This is a genomic window from Nonomuraea sp. NPDC059023 (assembly GCF_042740095.1).
GTDB lineage: Bacteria > Actinomycetota > Actinomycetes > Streptosporangiales > Streptosporangiaceae > Nonomuraea.
Genome location: NZ_JBHYIO010000042.1, coordinates 40,797 through 56,396, shown reverse-complemented (window position 1 = coordinate 56,396; position 15,600 = coordinate 40,797). Strand labels below are relative to the sequence as shown.

The 15,600-nt window shown below is 72.6% G+C and carries 17 protein-coding genes; 11 read left to right on the top strand and 6 right to left on the bottom strand.

Annotated elements, in window-relative coordinates:
• The first annotated feature begins 14 nt into the window (after nt 1-14).
• The 3 genes from ACFWYW_RS47955 (at nt 15) to ACFWYW_RS47945 (ending at nt 2,690) form a co-directional block, all read left to right on the top strand.
• Nucleotides 15-923, top strand: a complete 909-nt coding sequence (locus tag ACFWYW_RS47955; protein WP_379623429.1) for a DMT family transporter — start codon at nt 15-17, stop codon at nt 921-923.
• A complete protein-coding gene (locus ACFWYW_RS47950; RefSeq protein ID WP_379623431.1) occupies nt 923-2,023 on the top strand; it encodes an alcohol dehydrogenase catalytic domain-containing protein in 1,101 nt (366 codons plus the stop codon). Before ACFWYW_RS47955 ends, ACFWYW_RS47950 begins: the two co-directional genes overlap by 1 nt.
• A 403-nt stretch (nt 2,024-2,426) precedes the next feature.
• Nucleotides 2,427-2,690 (top strand): DUF1883 domain-containing protein, encoded by a 264-nt coding sequence (locus ACFWYW_RS47945; RefSeq protein WP_379623433.1) that lies wholly within the window; start codon nt 2,427-2,429, stop codon nt 2,688-2,690.
• Nucleotides 2,691-2,761: 71 nt separating this feature from the next.
• Here ACFWYW_RS47945 and ACFWYW_RS47940 read toward each other — a convergent pair whose 3' ends face one another.
• Nucleotides 2,762-4,195 (bottom strand): MFS transporter, encoded by a 1,434-nt coding sequence (locus tag ACFWYW_RS47940; RefSeq protein ID WP_379623435.1) that lies wholly within the window; start codon nt 4,193-4,195, stop codon nt 2,762-2,764.
• A 79-nt stretch (nt 4,196-4,274) separates the two neighbouring features.
• Between ACFWYW_RS47940 and ACFWYW_RS47935 the strand changes: the two genes are divergently transcribed.
• From ACFWYW_RS47935 to ACFWYW_RS47920, 4 genes are all read left to right on the top strand, one after another.
• Complete coding sequence (locus tag ACFWYW_RS47935; protein ID WP_379623437.1) at nt 4,275-4,844, top strand: TetR/AcrR family transcriptional regulator; 570 nt, start codon at nt 4,275-4,277, stop codon at nt 4,842-4,844.
• A 96-nt stretch (nt 4,845-4,940) separates the two neighbouring features.
• A complete protein-coding gene (locus ACFWYW_RS47930; protein WP_379623439.1) occupies nt 4,941-5,456 on the top strand; it encodes an ArsR/SmtB family transcription factor in 516 nt (171 codons plus the stop codon).
• Nucleotides 5,453-6,595 carry an MFS transporter gene (locus tag ACFWYW_RS47925; RefSeq protein ID WP_379623441.1) on the top strand — a complete coding sequence of 381 codons (1,143 nt, stop codon included), beginning with the start codon at nt 5,453-5,455 and terminating at the stop codon, nt 6,593-6,595. The genes ACFWYW_RS47930 and ACFWYW_RS47925 overlap by 4 nt, the downstream gene beginning before the upstream one ends.
• The gene (locus tag ACFWYW_RS47920) at nt 6,576-7,790 is read left to right on the top strand and encodes an aminopeptidase (RefSeq protein ID WP_379623443.1); all 1,215 of its coding nucleotides are present in this window, start codon (nt 6,576-6,578) and stop codon (nt 7,788-7,790) included. Before ACFWYW_RS47925 ends, ACFWYW_RS47920 begins: the two co-directional genes overlap by 20 nt.
• Before the next feature lie 10 nt (nt 7,791-7,800).
• Here ACFWYW_RS47920 and ACFWYW_RS47915 read toward each other — a convergent pair whose 3' ends face one another.
• On the bottom strand, nt 7,801-8,403 hold the full coding sequence (locus ACFWYW_RS47915) for a TetR/AcrR family transcriptional regulator (RefSeq protein WP_379623445.1): 603 nt from the start codon (nt 8,401-8,403) through the stop codon (nt 7,801-7,803).
• Between the two features lie 40 nt (nt 8,404-8,443).
• On the opposite strand from ACFWYW_RS47915, the gene ACFWYW_RS47910 reads away from it, so the two are divergent.
• On the top strand, nt 8,444-9,619 hold the full coding sequence (locus ACFWYW_RS47910) for a macrolide family glycosyltransferase (RefSeq protein ID WP_379623447.1): 1,176 nt from the start codon (nt 8,444-8,446) through the stop codon (nt 9,617-9,619).
• A 39-nt stretch (nt 9,620-9,658) separates the two neighbouring features.
• On the opposite strand, the gene ACFWYW_RS47905 is transcribed toward ACFWYW_RS47910, so the two are convergent.
• Both ACFWYW_RS47905 and ACFWYW_RS47900 read right to left on the bottom strand, forming a co-directional pair.
• Complete coding sequence (locus ACFWYW_RS47905; RefSeq protein WP_379623449.1) at nt 9,659-10,063, bottom strand: hypothetical protein; 405 nt, start codon at nt 10,061-10,063, stop codon at nt 9,659-9,661.
• Between the two features lie 155 nt (nt 10,064-10,218).
• Nucleotides 10,219-11,415 (bottom strand): acyltransferase family protein, encoded by a 1,197-nt coding sequence (locus ACFWYW_RS47900; RefSeq protein ID WP_379623451.1) that lies wholly within the window; start codon nt 11,413-11,415, stop codon nt 10,219-10,221.
• Nucleotides 11,416-11,473: 58 nt separating this feature from the next.
• On the opposite strand from ACFWYW_RS47900, the gene ACFWYW_RS47895 reads away from it, so the two are divergent.
• Genes ACFWYW_RS47895 through ACFWYW_RS47885 form a run of 3 tightly spaced genes read left to right on the top strand, consistent with a single transcriptional unit; the run spans nt 11,474 to nt 13,840 of the window.
• The gene (locus ACFWYW_RS47895) at nt 11,474-11,842 is read left to right on the top strand and encodes a YciI family protein (RefSeq protein ID WP_379623453.1); all 369 of its coding nucleotides are present in this window, start codon (nt 11,474-11,476) and stop codon (nt 11,840-11,842) included.
• On the top strand, nt 11,839-13,017 hold the full coding sequence (locus tag ACFWYW_RS47890; RefSeq protein WP_379623455.1) for an RNA polymerase sigma factor: 1,179 nt from the start codon (nt 11,839-11,841) through the stop codon (nt 13,015-13,017). Before ACFWYW_RS47895 ends, ACFWYW_RS47890 begins: the two co-directional genes overlap by 4 nt.
• Nucleotides 13,018-13,042: 25 nt before the next feature.
• Nucleotides 13,043-13,840: a pentapeptide repeat-containing protein gene (locus ACFWYW_RS47885; protein WP_379623457.1), complete on the top strand. Its 798-nt coding sequence runs from the start codon at nt 13,043-13,045 to the stop codon at nt 13,838-13,840.
• On the opposite strand, the gene ACFWYW_RS47880 is transcribed toward ACFWYW_RS47885, so the two are convergent.
• Entirely contained in the window at nt 13,837-15,075 is a 1,239-nt protein-coding gene (locus tag ACFWYW_RS47880) for an RNA polymerase sigma factor (RefSeq protein ID WP_379641299.1), read from the bottom strand. The two genes, ACFWYW_RS47885 and ACFWYW_RS47880, sit on opposite strands and share 4 nt — an antisense overlap.
• A complete protein-coding gene (locus ACFWYW_RS47875; protein ID WP_379623461.1) occupies nt 15,075-15,494 on the bottom strand; it encodes a YciI family protein in 420 nt (139 codons plus the stop codon). The genes ACFWYW_RS47880 and ACFWYW_RS47875 overlap by 1 nt, the downstream gene beginning before the upstream one ends.
• Nucleotides 15,495-15,600: the final 106 nt, after the last annotated feature.

Here is a 15,600-nt window from a genome sequence, read left to right as displayed (position 1 = left end):
GAAGGACTCCTGCGATGACCTCTGCCCCCGTGCGGGAGGCCGCGCCCGCGCGGCGGGTCCGGTGGCCTTCCGGGTGGTCGCCGGCGCCCGCCGTGTTCGTCGTGCTGTGGAGCAGCGCGTTCATCGCCGGCATCCCGGGGGTGAAGGCGGCGCCGCCCCTGCTGCTGATGTTCGCCCGGTTCGCCGTCGCCGGGTTGTTGCTGGGCGCGTACGCGCTGGTCAGGCGGGTGCCGTGGCCGCGCGGACGGGCTCTGGTACACGTGGCCGTGGCCGGGCTGCTGATCCAGGCCGTGCAGTTCGGCGCCTTCTTCAGCGCGCTCGGCACCGGGCTGCCGGCCGCGGTCGTCTCCCTGGTGCAGGGGCTGAACCCGGTGGTCATCGTGCTGGCCGCGCGCTTCCTGGGGGAGCGGATCGGCGCCGGGCAGTGGCTCGGGTTCGGGCTCGGCCTGGCCGGGGTGGTGCTGGCGGTCGCCGACCGCGTCAGCCTGTCCGCCTCCGGGGTGGCGCTGTGCCTGCTCGGGCTGGCCGGGCTCAGCGCGGGCACCCTCTACCAGCAGCGGTACGTGCCCCGCATGGACGCGCTGAGCGGCACCGCCGTCCAACTGCTCGTCAGCGCGCCCGTCGCCGGGCTGGCCTGGGTGGCGACCGGGCCGATCGCGGTGTCGGACTGGACCTCCTTCGGGCTGGCCGTGGGCTGGATGGCGCTGGTCAACTCCATCGCGGCGTTCATCCTCCTCAACCGGATGCTGCTGCGCGCGCCGGCCAGCCGGGTGAGCACCCTGTTCTTCCTGACCCCCGCGGTGACCGCAGTGCTGGCCTGGTCGCTGGCCGGGCAGCCGCTGTCCCCGCTCGCGGTCGCCGGGCTCGTCCTGGGCGGGTGCGGGGTGCTGCTGGCCAACCTCTCGACAAGAAGGGCGATCTGATGCGGATTCGCGGAGCTGTCCTGGAAGAGATCGGCCGGGCGCGGCCGTACGCCGAATCGCGGCCTTTGACGGTTTGTGATCTTGAGCTTGACCCGCCGGGGCCGGGCGAACTGCTCGTCAGGATAGAGGCCGCGGGCGTGTGCCACTCGGACCTGTCGGTCGTCGACGGCAACCGGGTACGGCCGCTGCCCATGCTCCTCGGCCACGAGGCGGCGGGCGTGGTGGAACGGACCGGCCCCGGCGTTCCCGGCCTCGCTCCCGGACAGCGTGTCGTCATGACGTTCCTGCCCAGGTGCGGCGGTTGCGACGGCTGCGCCACCGACGGCATCACGCCCTGCGTCGCGGGCAGTGCCGCCAACAACGGCGGCACCCTGCTGAGCGGCGCGGTCCGCCAGCACCGGGACGGGACGCCGGTGCTGCACCATCTCGGGGTGTCCGCGTTCGCCACGCACGCGGTCGTCGACCACCGCTCGGTCGTCCCGGTCGGCGACGACGTACCACCCGAGGTGGCCGCCCTGCTCGGCTGCGCCGTCCTGACCGGCGGCGGCGCGGTGCTCAACGTCGGCCGGCCGCGCCCCGGGCAGAGCGTCATGGTCGTCGGGCTGGGCGGCGTCGGCATGGCGGCCCTGCTCACCGCGCTGGCCCTCGACGACATCAGGGTCATCGGCGTGGACGCCAACCCCGCCAAGCTCGCCGCCGCCCGCGAACTGGGCGCCCACGAGGTGTACGGCCCGGCCGACCTGCCGGCCAGGGCCGAGGTCGTGGTCGAGGCGGCGGGCAGCGCGCGGGCGTTCGAGACCGCGGTGACCGCGACAGCCCCCGGCGGCCGCACCGTCAGCGTGGGCCTGCCCGCCCCCGGCGCCCGCGCCGCCATCTCCCCGCTCGCCCTGGTCGCCGAGGGACGCAGCATCGTCGGCAGCTACCTGGGCTCGGCACTGCCCGCCCGCGACATCCCGGTGTTCGCCCGGATGTGGCGCGAGGGCAGGCTGCCGGTGGAGAAGCTGGTGTCGTCCAGGATCGGCCTGGCGTCCATCAACGAGGCGATGGACCACCTGGCCGACGGCACCACCCTGCGCCAGCTGATCATCTTCGACCGGTAGTTTCACGCCGGCGTGAAAGTCCTCGAACGGCTCGGCGCGCGCTTCCTAGGCTGACCGAGGCGCCGGGCCGGTCCGAGATGCCCGGACCGCTTTCACGAAGGGACAGCTTCCATGCGCACCGTCTACCGCCTCGTCGTCACCGCCGGGGCGATCCTCTTCTGCCTGCTCGCCGGAGGGGGTGTGGCCAACGCCCTGCCGTGGGAGGCATCCAGCGTCCCCGCGTCCTGCCCGCCTCCGTTCTGCGGCCGGCCGGTGGCCGACAAGTGCGCGCCACCACACTGCGAGAACCTGGCGGCGGCAACCCAGGTGAGGTGCGCGCCGCCGTGGTGCCCCGCCACCCCCCAGAGCGTAAAAAACGGACAAATCAGTCCCTAGTCGCCGCGTGAGCGGTTACCAAGGACGTATGCAGCACCTGTACTGGGACCTCGGATCTGTCGCGGTCGGCGCCCGCTTCGAGGTGGAACTGCGTGGCTCGGCCCGCCGGGTGTGCCTCATGGACGCCGACGAGTACCAGGCCTACCTCGACCAGGACGCCCACGAGTACTACGGCGGCTTCTCCGACACCAGCCCCGTCGTCCTGGAGGTCCCCTATGACGACGACTGGTACCTCGTCGTCGACGGCTACGGCGGGCGGGTGAAGGTCTGGGTCAGCCAGCTCTTCGACTGAGTACGCCGGGCCTTGCGCGCGCCCACGCGTAAGAGGGCCACGGATGACCCAGCAGGCCTACGCCGAGCGGTTCAAGACGTGGGCCGACCTGGCGGAGCTGTCACGGGCGGTTCGGTGGCTGTTCGGCCTCCCGGCTGTTCGGCCTGAACGCTCCTCGGTATCCGGGATGCGGTCAGCCACAGGCCGGTGAACATGGCGCAGGCCAGCGTCACGACCCCCGCGACGAGGAAGGCGGTGTTGAGGCCGGATTCGAAGGAGGCGCCGCCGGATTGCCGCGTGTGCACGATCGCCCCGAGTACCGCCACGCCGAGTACCGCGCCGATCTGCCGGGTGGTGCTGCTGACGCCTGAGGCGAGGCCGCCCTCCTGCGGGCTGACCGCCTGGATGGCTGCCCCGGTCAGCGGCGACATGGTGAGTGCGAACCCGATGCCGACGACCGCCAGCCGCCACCACACGTTGCCGTAGCCGGTGTCGGCGTGGACGAGACCCAGCGCCAGCAGCCCCAGCCCGGCCAGCGCCAGGCCGATGCCGGCGACGACGCGGTAGCCGTACCTGGCCGCGAACCGGCCCGCGTACGGGCTGACGACCACCATGGCCAGCGAGAGGGGCAAGGTCTGCAGTCCGGCGAGGAGGATCGACGTGCCCTGGACGTAGACGAAGAACTGGGAGAAGAAGAACGACGACCCCATCAGCGCGAACCCGACCACGGCCATGGCCGTGTTGGACACCGTGAACAGCCGCTGACGGAACAGCCGCAGCGGCAGCATCCGCGCCGGCACGCGACTCTCGACCACGACGAACGCGGCCAGCATCGCCAGTCCGGCGGCGAAGCTGCCCAGGATCACCGGCGAGGTCCAGCCTCGGGAGCCGCCCTCGATCAGGCCGTACGTCACGGCGCCCACGCCCGCGACGGACAGGATCGTGCCGGGGACGTCGATCGGCGGCGCGCCCGGGTTGCGGGACTCTTTGAGCGCGCGCAGCCCGGCCAGCAGCAGGACCGCCCCGATGGGCACGTTGACCAGGAAGATGGCGGGCCAGCCGAAGGCCTCCACCAGGATTCCGCCCGCCAGCGGTCCGGCGGCCAGGCCGATGCCGCTGAACCCGGCCCACAACCCGATCGCTCTGACGCGCTCTTTCGGGGCGGGGTACGCGGCGGCGATGAGCGCGAGCGAGGCGGGGCTGAGCGCCGCGGCCCCGACGCCCTGCAGCACCCGCCCGGCGATCAGCCAGCCGATCGAGGGCGCGAGCGAACACACCACGGACGCGGCCGTGAACACCACCACCCCGGCCAGGAACACCCGCCTGCGGCCGAACCGGTCGGCGAAGACGCCGCCCGACAACAGCAGCATGGCCACCAGCAGCACGTAGGCGTCGACGATCCACTGCAGGCCGGTCAGCCCGGTGTGGAGCCGCTGCTGCATGTCGGGCAGGGCGGCGCCGACGATGGTGTTGTCGAGCAGCACCATGAACTGACCCGCGCAGGTCAGGGTGAGCAGTGCTTTCACGCACATCCCTCCTAAAAGCAGTTATCAACTGCGTTAGGAGAGACTCTAACGCAAGTCTTGACTGCGTTAAGGTGGGGGCATGGATGAACAGGGGCGGGCCAGGCGGCCCGGCGGGCGCAGCGCCCGGGTCCGCGCGGCCGTGCACCAGGCCGTGACCGACCTGGTCGGCGAGCGCGGCTACGGGAACTTCACCGTCGGCGACATCGCGGCCCGCGCGGGCGTGGCCGACACCAGCCTCTACCGCCGCTGGGGCAACCTCCAGGCCCTGCTCGGCGATGTGCTGCTGACCCGGCTCAACGCACAGTCGCCGATGCCCGACACCGGCAGCCTGGCCGGTGATCTGCGAACCTACGCCGCGAACGTGGCCCGCGAGGTCACCGGCCCCGACGGCCTGGCGCTGGTACGGCTGACCGTCGCGCTGTCAGGCGAGGGCCGGCAGGGCCTCCAGGCGCGCGACGAACTCCTGGCCGACCGCACCAGGCAGTTGCAGGCCATGCTCGACCGCGCCCGCGACCGCGGCGAGGACCCGCCCGGCGCACTGGAGGTGCTGGACCATCTCCTGGCGCCGATCTACGTGCGCGTCCTGTTCGGCGCGGTCCCGCTCACCCCTGACTACCTCGACGGGTTGATCGACCGGCTGCTCGCCTGATCCAGACCCCGCCCTCGCGGGCACGTACCGGCGATCTCAAGGCGGCGAGCGCCTGCCCACTTTCCAAAGAGTTGTTGGGTAAGTCATAATCCCAACATGTCTTTGGAAAAGCGGGACGATCTGGTGCCGTTGCGCGCGCTGGCCAACCCGTTGCGTATCCGCATCGTGTCGCTGCTGACCGGCACGTCGATGTCGGCCACCGAGGTCGCCGACGAGCTGGGCATCGCGCACGCCTCGGCCAGCTACCACCTGCGGCAGCTGGCCAAGGCGGGCTTCCTGCGGCAGACCGATGAGCAGCCCGCGGCCGGGAGGGGGCGCCCGCGGCGGCGCTACCGGTACGACGTGTCCAGCGGCGACCGCATCGATCGATCGGAGGGGCGCCAGCTCCTTCACCAGGCGATGAGTGCCGACCTGGGCAGGCGCCTGGCCGAGACCGATCGCCAGCGCGTCTCCACCGATGCCGAGGTGTGGCTGGCCAGGCCCGTCTGGGAGGAGGTCGTCGGATTGATCAGCCAGGCGGTGGCGCTCGTTCACGACCACGCCGGCCCGCCGCGTGACGGTGTCAAGGTCAGCATGACGGCGCTCCTGCTCGAACTACGTGATGAGCGATGACCGGTCGCCTGCTCCTCTGCACGGGTGGTGCGTTCCTGTCGATCGGGCTGCTCATCCCGGCGGTGCCCCGCTTTGTCACCGGCCCCTTGGGCGCGCAGACGGGCTGGGTGGGCGTCTCGCTGGCCGTCACCGCGGCGGCCGGGTTGCTCGCCCGGCCGCTGGCCGGGCGGGTGGCCGATCGGTCGGGACGCCGGGCGGCCGTGTGGGCGGGCGCGCTGTTACTGTCCGGGTCGTCGCTGGCCCTGCTCACGGCCCGGGATCTGCCGCTCTTCCTCCTCCTGCGCGGGGTCGCCGGCATCGGTGAGGCGCTGGTGTACGTCGGTCTCGCCGCCCTGGCCAGCGACCACCGGCGCCCCGGCGCCGCGATCAACCGCTTCTCCGTCGCCGTCAACGCCGGTCTGCTCATGGGACCGGCCGTCGCCGAGACGCTGTACGCCGCCGCCGGGTTCACCGCCGTCTGGATCACGGCCGCGGTCTCGGCGCTGGTGCCGGCGATCGCGGGCGCGACCGTGCCGAAGTCCATGAGCCCGCCGGGCGCGGGCACCCCACAGGCTCCATCCCGCCGCCCCAGGTCCGCGCTGCGAGCCGGCTTCGGCTACCTGGCCTCCGTGTGGGGCTACACCGTCGTCAGCGCCTTCTTGCCGCTGCACCTGGCCGCACTCGGGGCGGGCTCCGGCGGCCCGTACTTCCTCGCCTACGGGATCGTTCTCCTGGCCGTACGGCTGGCCGGGCAGCGCCTGCTCGCCACGGCCTCCCCAGCCCGCCTGGCCATCGCGTCCCTCCTGCTGACCGGGGCGGGATCGGTCCTGCTCGCCGCCTGGCCCTCGCCCGCCGGAACCTGGTGCGCGATCGCGCTGACCGGCGCCGGGCAGGGGCTGGGGCTGCCCGCCTTCCTCAGGATGGCGGTGTACGGCGTGCCGGCCGCCGCACGCGGATCCGCCGTGGCCACCACGACGGCCTTCTTCGACATCGGGTTCCTCAGCGCGGCCCTGACCCTCGGCGCCCTCGCCGGCCGGTTCGGCCTTTCCGGCGGCTTCGTCCTCGCCGGCGCCGTGTCCGCCGCGGGCGCCCTGCTGTTCCTGCCTCTTCTCCGCCACGACGAACACCAAGGAGCATCTCGTGACGCTTCCCGCCGCTGACCTGTCCCGCTACGCCGACGTCGTGTTCGACGTGGCCGTGCCCCTGCTGGCCGGCGACAGGGTGCTGATCAACGCCGAGATCGAGCATGCCCCGCTCGCCCGCGCGCTGGTCGAGGCCGCCTACGCCAGGGGCGCCCGCTACGTCGACATCTGGTACTTCGACCCGCATGCCAAAGGCTCGCGTATCCGGCACGCGGACGCCGCGACGCTGGCCGAGGTCCCCTCCTGGCTCGACGCCCGCAACGACGACCTCGAACGGCACGGCGGCGTCCTGGTCAACCTCCGCGGCGCCGCCGCGCCGGACCTCCTGGCAGGGCTCGATCCGGTACGCACGGGGCTGGACCGCATGCCGTCCCTGACCTCCCGCCAGCGGCTCCAGCTCAACAACCTCGTCCGCTGGACGATCATCCCCTGCCCGACCCCCGAGTGGGCCCGCACCGTCTTCGGCGAACCCGACGAGGACCGGCTGTGGCGGCACCTGCGCCGCATCCTCCGCCTCGACGAGCCCGACCCGCGCGCCGCCTGGCGGCAACGCATCGCCGACCTGCTCGACCGCGCCGGGCAGCTCACCGAGATGCGCCTGGACGCCGTGCGCTTCGAGGGCCCCGGCACCGACCTGACCATCGGCCTGCTCCCCGGCGCCCAATGGACCGCCGCCCGGCTGCGGGACGTCGAAGGCCGCCCGTTCCAGGCCAACCTGCCGACCGAGGAGGTGTTCACCACCCCCGACTACCGGCGTGTCGACGGCACCGTCCGCGCCACCCGGCCGCTGTCCCTGGACGGCACCGTCATCCACGACCTCGAACTGACCTTCGCCGGCGGCGTCGTGACCGAGGTCAGGGCCAGTACCGGAGCCGACGTCGTGCGCACCCACCAGGCCACCGACGCGGGGGCCGCCCGCCTGGGTGAACTCGCCCTGGTCGACCGCTCCTCGCGTGTGGGCGAAAGCGGCATCACCTACATGGAGACCCTCCTGGACGAGAACGCCACCTGCCACCTGGCCTGGGGCGCGGGCCTTCCTCCCGGAGTACCCGCCCACCTGCGCACGGACGTTCCCGCGCGACTGGACGAGGCCGGCGTGAACACCTCCCGCGTGCACGTCGACTTCATGGTCGGCGGCCCCGACGTCACCGTCACCGGCCTGGCGCCCGGCCGGAACGTGGTGCTGCTGCGCGACGACACCTGGCAGTTCTGACCCCGGACCCTCAGTCCGTCGTGAACAGACGGTCCAGGTGGTAGTGCGCGCTCGCCAGCGCCTGTCCGGGCTCGCGTACGCCGTGCAGGATGTCGGTCGCCAGTCCTTCCAGCAGGGCGAGCAGCACGATCGACTCCTGCCCGGCGTCGAGGTGGGCGGGGGCCTGGCCGTCTCGCTGCGCGCGTGTGATCAGCTCGGCCACCCGGGCGTGGAGCCAGGAGCTGTTCTCGCGCAGGACCTCGACCAGCTCCGGAGAGCCGGGCGCCCGTGCGGCCAGCGCCTGGCCGGTCCGGCGCTCGGACGTGCGCCGGGCGTCCAGGGGAAGGATCTCCGCGGCCAGCGAGCGCAGGAACGCCCGGACCGGACGGTCTTCCGCGCCGAAATCCGTCCCGGCCACGATCCGCGCGGTGACCTGCTCGCCCAGGTAGCCGACCACGTAGCGGAGCATGTCGTCCTTGGTGTGGAAGTAGTGCTGCACCGATCCGAGCGAGATCCCGGCCTCGTGCGCCACGTCGCGCAGGGTGGCCCGGTCCAGCCCGTCGCGGCCCGCGATGCTCAGCACCGCCTCGGCGATGTGCCGCCGCCGTTCGTCGTGGTCAACCCATTTCGGCACGGTTCTCCATTCTCATACCTTTGTATTATAATACAGCGGTATGGCGACCATCGCGTTCTTCGCTCCCTCTGCCGCGGGTCATGTCAACCCCATGCTCGGCCTCGCCGCGGAGCTCGTCCGGCGGGGCCATCGCCTCACCTTCGCCACTACGGCCGCGTTCGCCGGTCGTGTGGCCGAGACCGGCGCCGAGGTGGTGCCAGTCACCTCGCTGTGGGAGTCGCTCGACGGCGCGCGGGCGCCGCAGATGCACGGCAAGGAGTTCATCCGGGCCATGCGCATGCTGTTCGAGGAGACCAAGGCGATGCTGGCGCAGGTGCCGCAGGGCGCATGTCCCGATCTGGTGGTCCACGACGGGCCGCTCGGCTGGTGGGGGCGGATCATGGCCAGGCGCTGGCAGGTTCCCTCCGCGGAGGTCTGGCCCAACCTGGTCGGCAACGAGCACTGGTCGATGGCCGAGAAATACACGACGTTCAATCCCCGGAGCCTGCGCTTCCTGTTCACCGTCGTGCCGATCGCGGGCTTCCTGCGCAGGGAGGGCTTCGCCGACCTGCGGAGCTTCATGGAGGGCGGCGAGGCGGGGGTGCGGCTGGTCATGCTGCCGCGTGCCTTCCAGTACGCGGGCGCCACCTTCGGCGACGGCTACGCCTTCGTGGGCCCGGCGCTGACGGAACGGGCCTACCAGGGCGGGTGGCGCCCGTCCGGCGACCTGCCCGTGGTGCTGGTCTCCCTCGGCACCGCCTACAACGACCGGCCGGATTTCTACCGCATGGTGCTGGACTCGGCCGGAGACCGCCCATGGCAGGTGGTGCTGTCCGTGGGCGGGGCGGACCCGGCCACGCTCGGCCCGATCCCGCCCAACGTCGAGGTGCGCCGGCAGGTGCCGCAACTGGCGGTGCTGGAGCACGCGCGCGCGTTCGTCACCCACGCGGGCATGGGCAGCACGATGGAGAGCCTGCACAGCCGGGTGCCGATGGTGGCGGTGCCGCAGATGGCCGAACAGCGGGCCAACGCCGACCGCATCGCCGAACTCGGCCTGGGCACGGCGCTCCACCCCTCCCAGCTCGACGCCACCACGCTGTGGACGGCGGTGGAACAGGTCGCGGACGACGAACGGGTCCGCGCCCGCCTCGACTGGATGCACGGCGAACTGACCACCGCCGGCGGCGCGACGGCCGCCGCCGACGAGGTGGAAAAGCTCATCGCCGCCGGCCTGTGATCGCAGCCGGCGGTGTGGCGTGGAGGAGGATGGATCCGTTCAGGGCCGTGATCCCGGTCTGAAGGTGTACTCGTGGCGATCGAAGTCGAGCGTCCAGGCGTACCGGGCGAGGAACGCCTGCGAGAGCAGGCCGTCCACCCTCACCCCGCCCAGGTCCGACCAGGGCGGCCGCCGGCCCGGCGCGATCGACAGCAGGTGTCCGTCCTGCTCCAGCGGGCCGAGCCGCAGCGGGCGAGCGGCCCTGAGATGGGTGCCGGACAGCTCGCCGGGCGCGACGCCCCAGGTCCGATACTGGCTCCTGGTGGCGAGGACGGCGGCCTGGCGCCGCCTGCCGCCGTCCTCCAGGAGATGGACCAGCCCGGAGTCGACGAAGAAGGTCAGGTCGCGCTCGCCGTAGCCGCCTGCGGCGAACATGAAGTGGTCGCCCCACAGATGGAACGGCATCCGCGTGCCACCGGGCGGGACGGCCGATCCGCGTGTGGAAGCGACGCGCGCGGGGCCGGCGGCGGAGGCGGTCGTAGCGGCGTGGCACGGCGTATGAGACGGACATCTTCTCCGCAGGTCAGCGATCAGGACGAACCTGATCATAGAGCTCGCGGCTAGACGCGCATGCCGAACAGGAAACGGGTCGGCCTGGTACGGCGGACGGCCACGTCGTACACGGCGAAGATGATCGCCAGCGAGGCCAGCACCACCACGGCCAGCTTCACCGCCAGCGGCAGGTGCCACGACACCACGAAGAACGCGACGATGACCACGACCGGCTGATGGAGCACGTACAGCGGCAGGACGGCGGGCGCCAGGTAGGCGTAGAACCGGCTGCCGCCTCCAGAAGGGGCAGAAGGGGTGGAGGGGGCGCTGGGGCGGTCGAGCAGGCCCATGATGGCGACGACGCAGGACCAGCCCGCCGCGCCGTACAGGACTCTGGCGCCCATCGCGGACGGCGTCATGGCCGAGAACATCTCGTCACCCGCGATGATGAACGCGGGCGCGCCCGCGACGAAGAAGGCGATCCCCGCGATCAGCGCGAGCTTGGCGTCGCGCCGCATCGCCTCGCGGAAGCGGCCGTCGGCGGCGAGCACGAAGCCGCAGGCGAAGAAGAGCAGGTACGTCCAGTGGTGCCAGCCGCCGTACTCCTGCTCGATGCCGAGCAGCGCGCAGGCGGCGCCGAGCAGCAGGGCGGGCAGCAGGATGGCCCCGCGCCGGCCGGTCAGCGCGGCCATCCGCTCGCAGGCGGCGCGGGCCCGCGCGGCCGGCACCCACCGCACCAGAGGCGCCAGCAGCAGCGCGAACGTCAGCAGCAGCAGGACGAACCACAGGTGCCCGGTCTCGAAGTAGCGGCCCTGCAGCACGAAGGGGAACTTGCCCCACTCCAGATGGACCGTGAAGAAGTCGGGGAGGAACTGCCAGTACGACTCGTGGTGGCCGGGCTGTGAGCGTAACCGCAACCACTGGGGGATCGGCAGCAGCGTGACCATGGCGAAGACCAGCGGCACGCCCAGTCGCTGCAACCGCTCCAGCGCGAACCCGCCCGGCCCGCGCTTGGCCAGCGAGTGCCACGACCCCACGCCGGCGATGAGGAAGAGCAGCGGCATCGCCCACACGACCGCCAGCCCCGCGAAGATCATCGTGACGCCGGTGGTGTCGGCGTTCTTGACGTAGAAGTCGCTGCCTTCGTCGAAGACCAGGGAGGAGTGGAAGAACACCAGCCCGACGACGACCATGGCCCGCAGGGCGTCCAGGGCGGTGCGCCGTTCCGGCCGCGACGTCGAGAGGGGCTCGCTGCGTGCGGTCATCACCGGTCCAGTGTCCGCCTGACCGGCGGGTAGCGCCAGCGAGACTACGCTCGGCAGGGTGAAGTATCTGATCCTGATCTACAGCAACCCCGAGACCCGCCAGGTGTGGGACACGCTCCCGGTGGAGCAGCGCTCGGCGGGACTGGACGCCTACGCCAAGCTCACCGGCGACCTGGCCGCCTCCGGTGAACTGATCGCCAACGCCGCGCTCGCCCAGCCGTCGGCGGCCAAGACGGTGACGGTCAGCCAGGGCGAGGTCGTCGTCAGCGACGGGCCGTTCGCCGAGGCCAAGGAGTACCTGGCGGGGATCTACCTGATCGAGTGCGAGAGCGAGGAACGGGCGATCGAGGCGGCGGCACGGGTGCCGGAGGCCGAGGTCATGCGCATCGAGGTCCGCCCGGTCATCGAGCTGAGCGACTTCCTGTGAACGAGCTGCTGCGCGAGCTGGCGCCCCAGGTCCTGGGCGCGCTCGTGCGGCGCTACGGCGACTTCGACGCCTGCGAGGACGCGGTCCAGGAGGCGCTGCTGGCGGCGGCCGTACAGTGGCCGGAGGAGGGGTTGCCCGACCACCCCAAGGGCTGGCTGATCACGGTCGCCTCGCGGCGGCGGATCGAGGCGCTGCGCTCGGAGTCGGCGCGGCGGCGCCGGGAGGAGAACGCGGCGGCGCTGGAGCCGCCGGAACCGCTCCAGGCGCCCTCCGCCGACGACGGGCTGACGCTGCTCATGCTGTGCTGCCACCCCGAGCTCACCACGACCTCGCAGGTCGCGCTGACGCTGCGCGCGGTCGGCGGCCTGACCACCGCGGAGATCGGGCGCGCGCTGCTGGTGCCGGAGAGCACGGTGGCGCAGCGCATCAGCCGCGCCAAGCAGCGCATCAAGAACGCGGCGTTCGTCCTGCCGCCGGAAGGCGAGTACGGCGAGCGCCTCGCCGCGGTCCGCCACGTCCTCTACCTGATCTTCAACGAGGGCCACACGGCCAGCTCCGGCGAGCACCTGCAACGGGTGGAGCTGTCCGGCGAGGCGATCCGGCTGACCAGGCAGCTACGCGCGCTGGTGCCGGGGGACACCGAGGTGGCCGGGCTGCTGGCGCTCATGCTGCTGACCGACGCCCGCCGTCCCGCCCGCGACGGCCGCGACGGCGAGCTGATCCCGCTGGCCGAGCAGGACCGTACGCTCTGGCGCGCCGACCACATCGCGGAGGGCGTGGCGCTGGTCACCGAGGCCCTGACCGCCGCCCCGATCGGCCCCTACCAGGTGCAGGCGGCCATCGCCGCGCTCCACGACGAGGCGCCCAGCACGGGGGCGACCGACTGGCCGCAGATCCTCACCCTGTACGACCTGCTGGCCACGCTGGCCCCCGGCCCCATGGTGACGCTCAACCGGATCGTGGCGCTGGCCATGGTCCACGGCCCGCGCGCCGGGCTTGAGCGCCTGGCCGAGGTGGAGGCTGAACTGTCGGGACACCACCGCCTGCACGCCGTCCGCGCCCATCTGCTCGACCTGGCCGGTGAGCGCGAGGCGGCCCGCGAGGAGTACCGGCTCGCCGCCCGGCGCACCCTCAGCCTGCCGGAACGCCGCTATCTGGAGTCCCGCGCCCGCTGAGCTCGCACGATATCCTCGTGGCATCATGCTCGACGACTCTCTGCGCGCCGACTGCGCCAACTGTTTCGGCCTGTGCTGCGTGGCCCTGCCGTTCGCCCGCTCGGCGGACTTCGCCATCGACAAGGAGGCCGGCCGGCCCTGCCCGAACCTGCGCGAGGACTTCGGCTGCGGCATCCACACGCGGCTGCGGCAGAAGGGCTTCACCGGCTGCACGGTCTACGACTGCTTCGGCGCCGGGCAGAAGGTCGCGCAGGTCACCTATGGCGGGGTCGACTGGCGGCAGGAGTCGGCCGGGCAGATGTTCGCCGTCTTCCCGGTGATGCGCCAGCTCCACGAGCTGCTGTGGTACCTCGCCGAGTCGCTCGAGCACCCCGCCGCCGAGCCGGTGCACGAGGAGCTGCGCAAGGCGCTCGACCACGTCGACGGCCTCACCCGGCAGCCGCCGGAGCGCCTGCTTGAGCTGGACGTGACGCAGGTGCGCGGCGAGGTCAACACGCTGCTGCTGCGGGTCAGCGAGCTCGTGCGCGCCGGGAGCGGCCGTAAGCAGAAGAACCGCCGCGGCGCCGACCTCATGGGCGCCAAGCTCAGGGGCGCCGACCTGCGCGGAGCCAACCTGCGCGGCGCCTACCTCATCGGCGCCGACCTGCGGGGCGCCGACCTGCGCCAGGCCGACCTGATCGGCGCGGACCTGCGGGGCGCCGACGTCAGGGGCGCGCGGCTGGCCGGCAGCCTGTTCCTGACCCAGTTCCAGGTCAACGCCGCCGCCGGTGACGCCGCGACCACGCTGTCCGGCGCGCTGATCCGGCCCGATCACTGGAGTTAGCCGGTCAGGCGGGCGGCCCTGCCGTACAGGTAACGCTGTTCCTGAAGGCTGGCGGTGCGGGCGGCGGCGAGCTCGTAGCCGGCCCGCGCGCCCTCGCGATCACCCGCCATCTCCAGCAGATGCGCCCGTACGGCGTGCAGCCGGTGATGGCCGCGGACGCGCGGATCGGCGCCCAGCTCCTCCAGCAGGTCGAGACCGGCGCGCGGGCCCCGGCACATGGCGACGGCGACGGCGTGGTTGAGCGCGGCCATCGGGTTGCCGGACAGCTCCATCAGCACCCCGTACAGGGCGGCGATCTGCGGCCAGTCGGTCTCCCGCTCGCTCGGCGCCTCGTCGTGGAGGGCGGCGATCGCCGCCTGCACCTGGTACGGCCCCGCCGGCCCCTTGGGCAGCGCCCCGCCGACCAGCGCCACCCCCTCCTGGATGTAGTCCCTGCGCCACAGCGTCCGGTCCTGCTCGGCCAGCGGCACCAGCTCACCGCCGGGCCCGTCGCGCGCGGGCGTCCTGGCGTCGGTCAGCAACATCAGCGCCAGCAGGCCGGCCACCTCGCCGTCGCCGGGCAGCAGCCGGTGCACGATCCTGGCCAGCCGGATGGCCTCGGCCGCCAGCTCGGGTCTGACCAGGCTCGGCCCCGACGTGCTCGCGTACCCCTCGGTGAAGATCAGGTACAGCACGCGCAGCACCGCCGCCAGCCGTTCGCCGCGCTCGGCCTCGGCGGGCAGCCGGAAGGGCAGGCCGCTGGCCTTGACGCGCTGTTTGGCGCGGGTGATGCGCCGGCCCATGGCCGGCTCCGGCACGAAGAACGCGCGGGCGATCTCCCGCGTGGTCAGGCCGCCGACCGTGCGCAGGGTGAGCGCGACCTGGAGGTTCGGCGCGAGTGCCGGGTGGCAGCACAGGAACAGCAGGATCAGCGTGTCGTCGCCGTCGGCGGGCCGCCGGTCGGCCGCGGGCGACTGCCGGTCCTCGGGCAGCGCCCAGGTGGCGACCTCGTCCTCGCGCCGCTGCCTGGCCTGCTCACTGCGCAGCAGGTCGGTCAGCCGGCGCGAGGCGACGGTGATCAGCCAGGCGCGCGGGTTGTCCGGCAGCCCCTCCCGCGGCCACTGGCCCGCTGCCGCGATGAGCGCCTCCTGGACGGCGTCCTCGGCCAGGTCGAAGTGGCCGTAGCGGCGCACGAGCGCGCCGAGGACCTGCGGCGCCAGCTCGCGCAACAGGTCCTCGGCCGGGATGCCCGCCACTAGCCCAGGTGGTCGCCGGCGCCGTCGACGATCGGGCGGATGTCGGCGTACGCTCTGGCGCGCGCGTGACCCGGCGCCGGGCAGTCGCCGAGCCGGGCGGCGAGCTCGGTGGCCCGGTCGAAGCTCGCGCACTCGACGATGGTGTATCCGGCCAGCACCTCGGTAGTCTCGGCGTAGGGCCCGTCGGTGACGAACGGCACGCCGTCCTTGCTGCCGACCCGCCGGGTGTGGACCGGGGCGGCCAGGCCGCGCGCGTCGACGAACTCGCCGGACTCGACCAGCTCCTGGTTCCAGGCCCCCATGAACGCGGTCATCGCGGCGAAGTCCTCGGCGCTCCACCCGGGGTTGCCCTCGCTGCCCTTGCCGGCCAGGGCGTCGTAGTCCTGCTGGGAGGCGTAGAGCATGATCATGTACTTCATGGTTTTCCTCTTCCGTGACCGGCGCCGCCGCGGCGCCTCTCACCCGGGACGTCGGAGCCACGCGGCCCGCTCCGACACATCCTGGCCGACTTTTTTGTACCGTGGT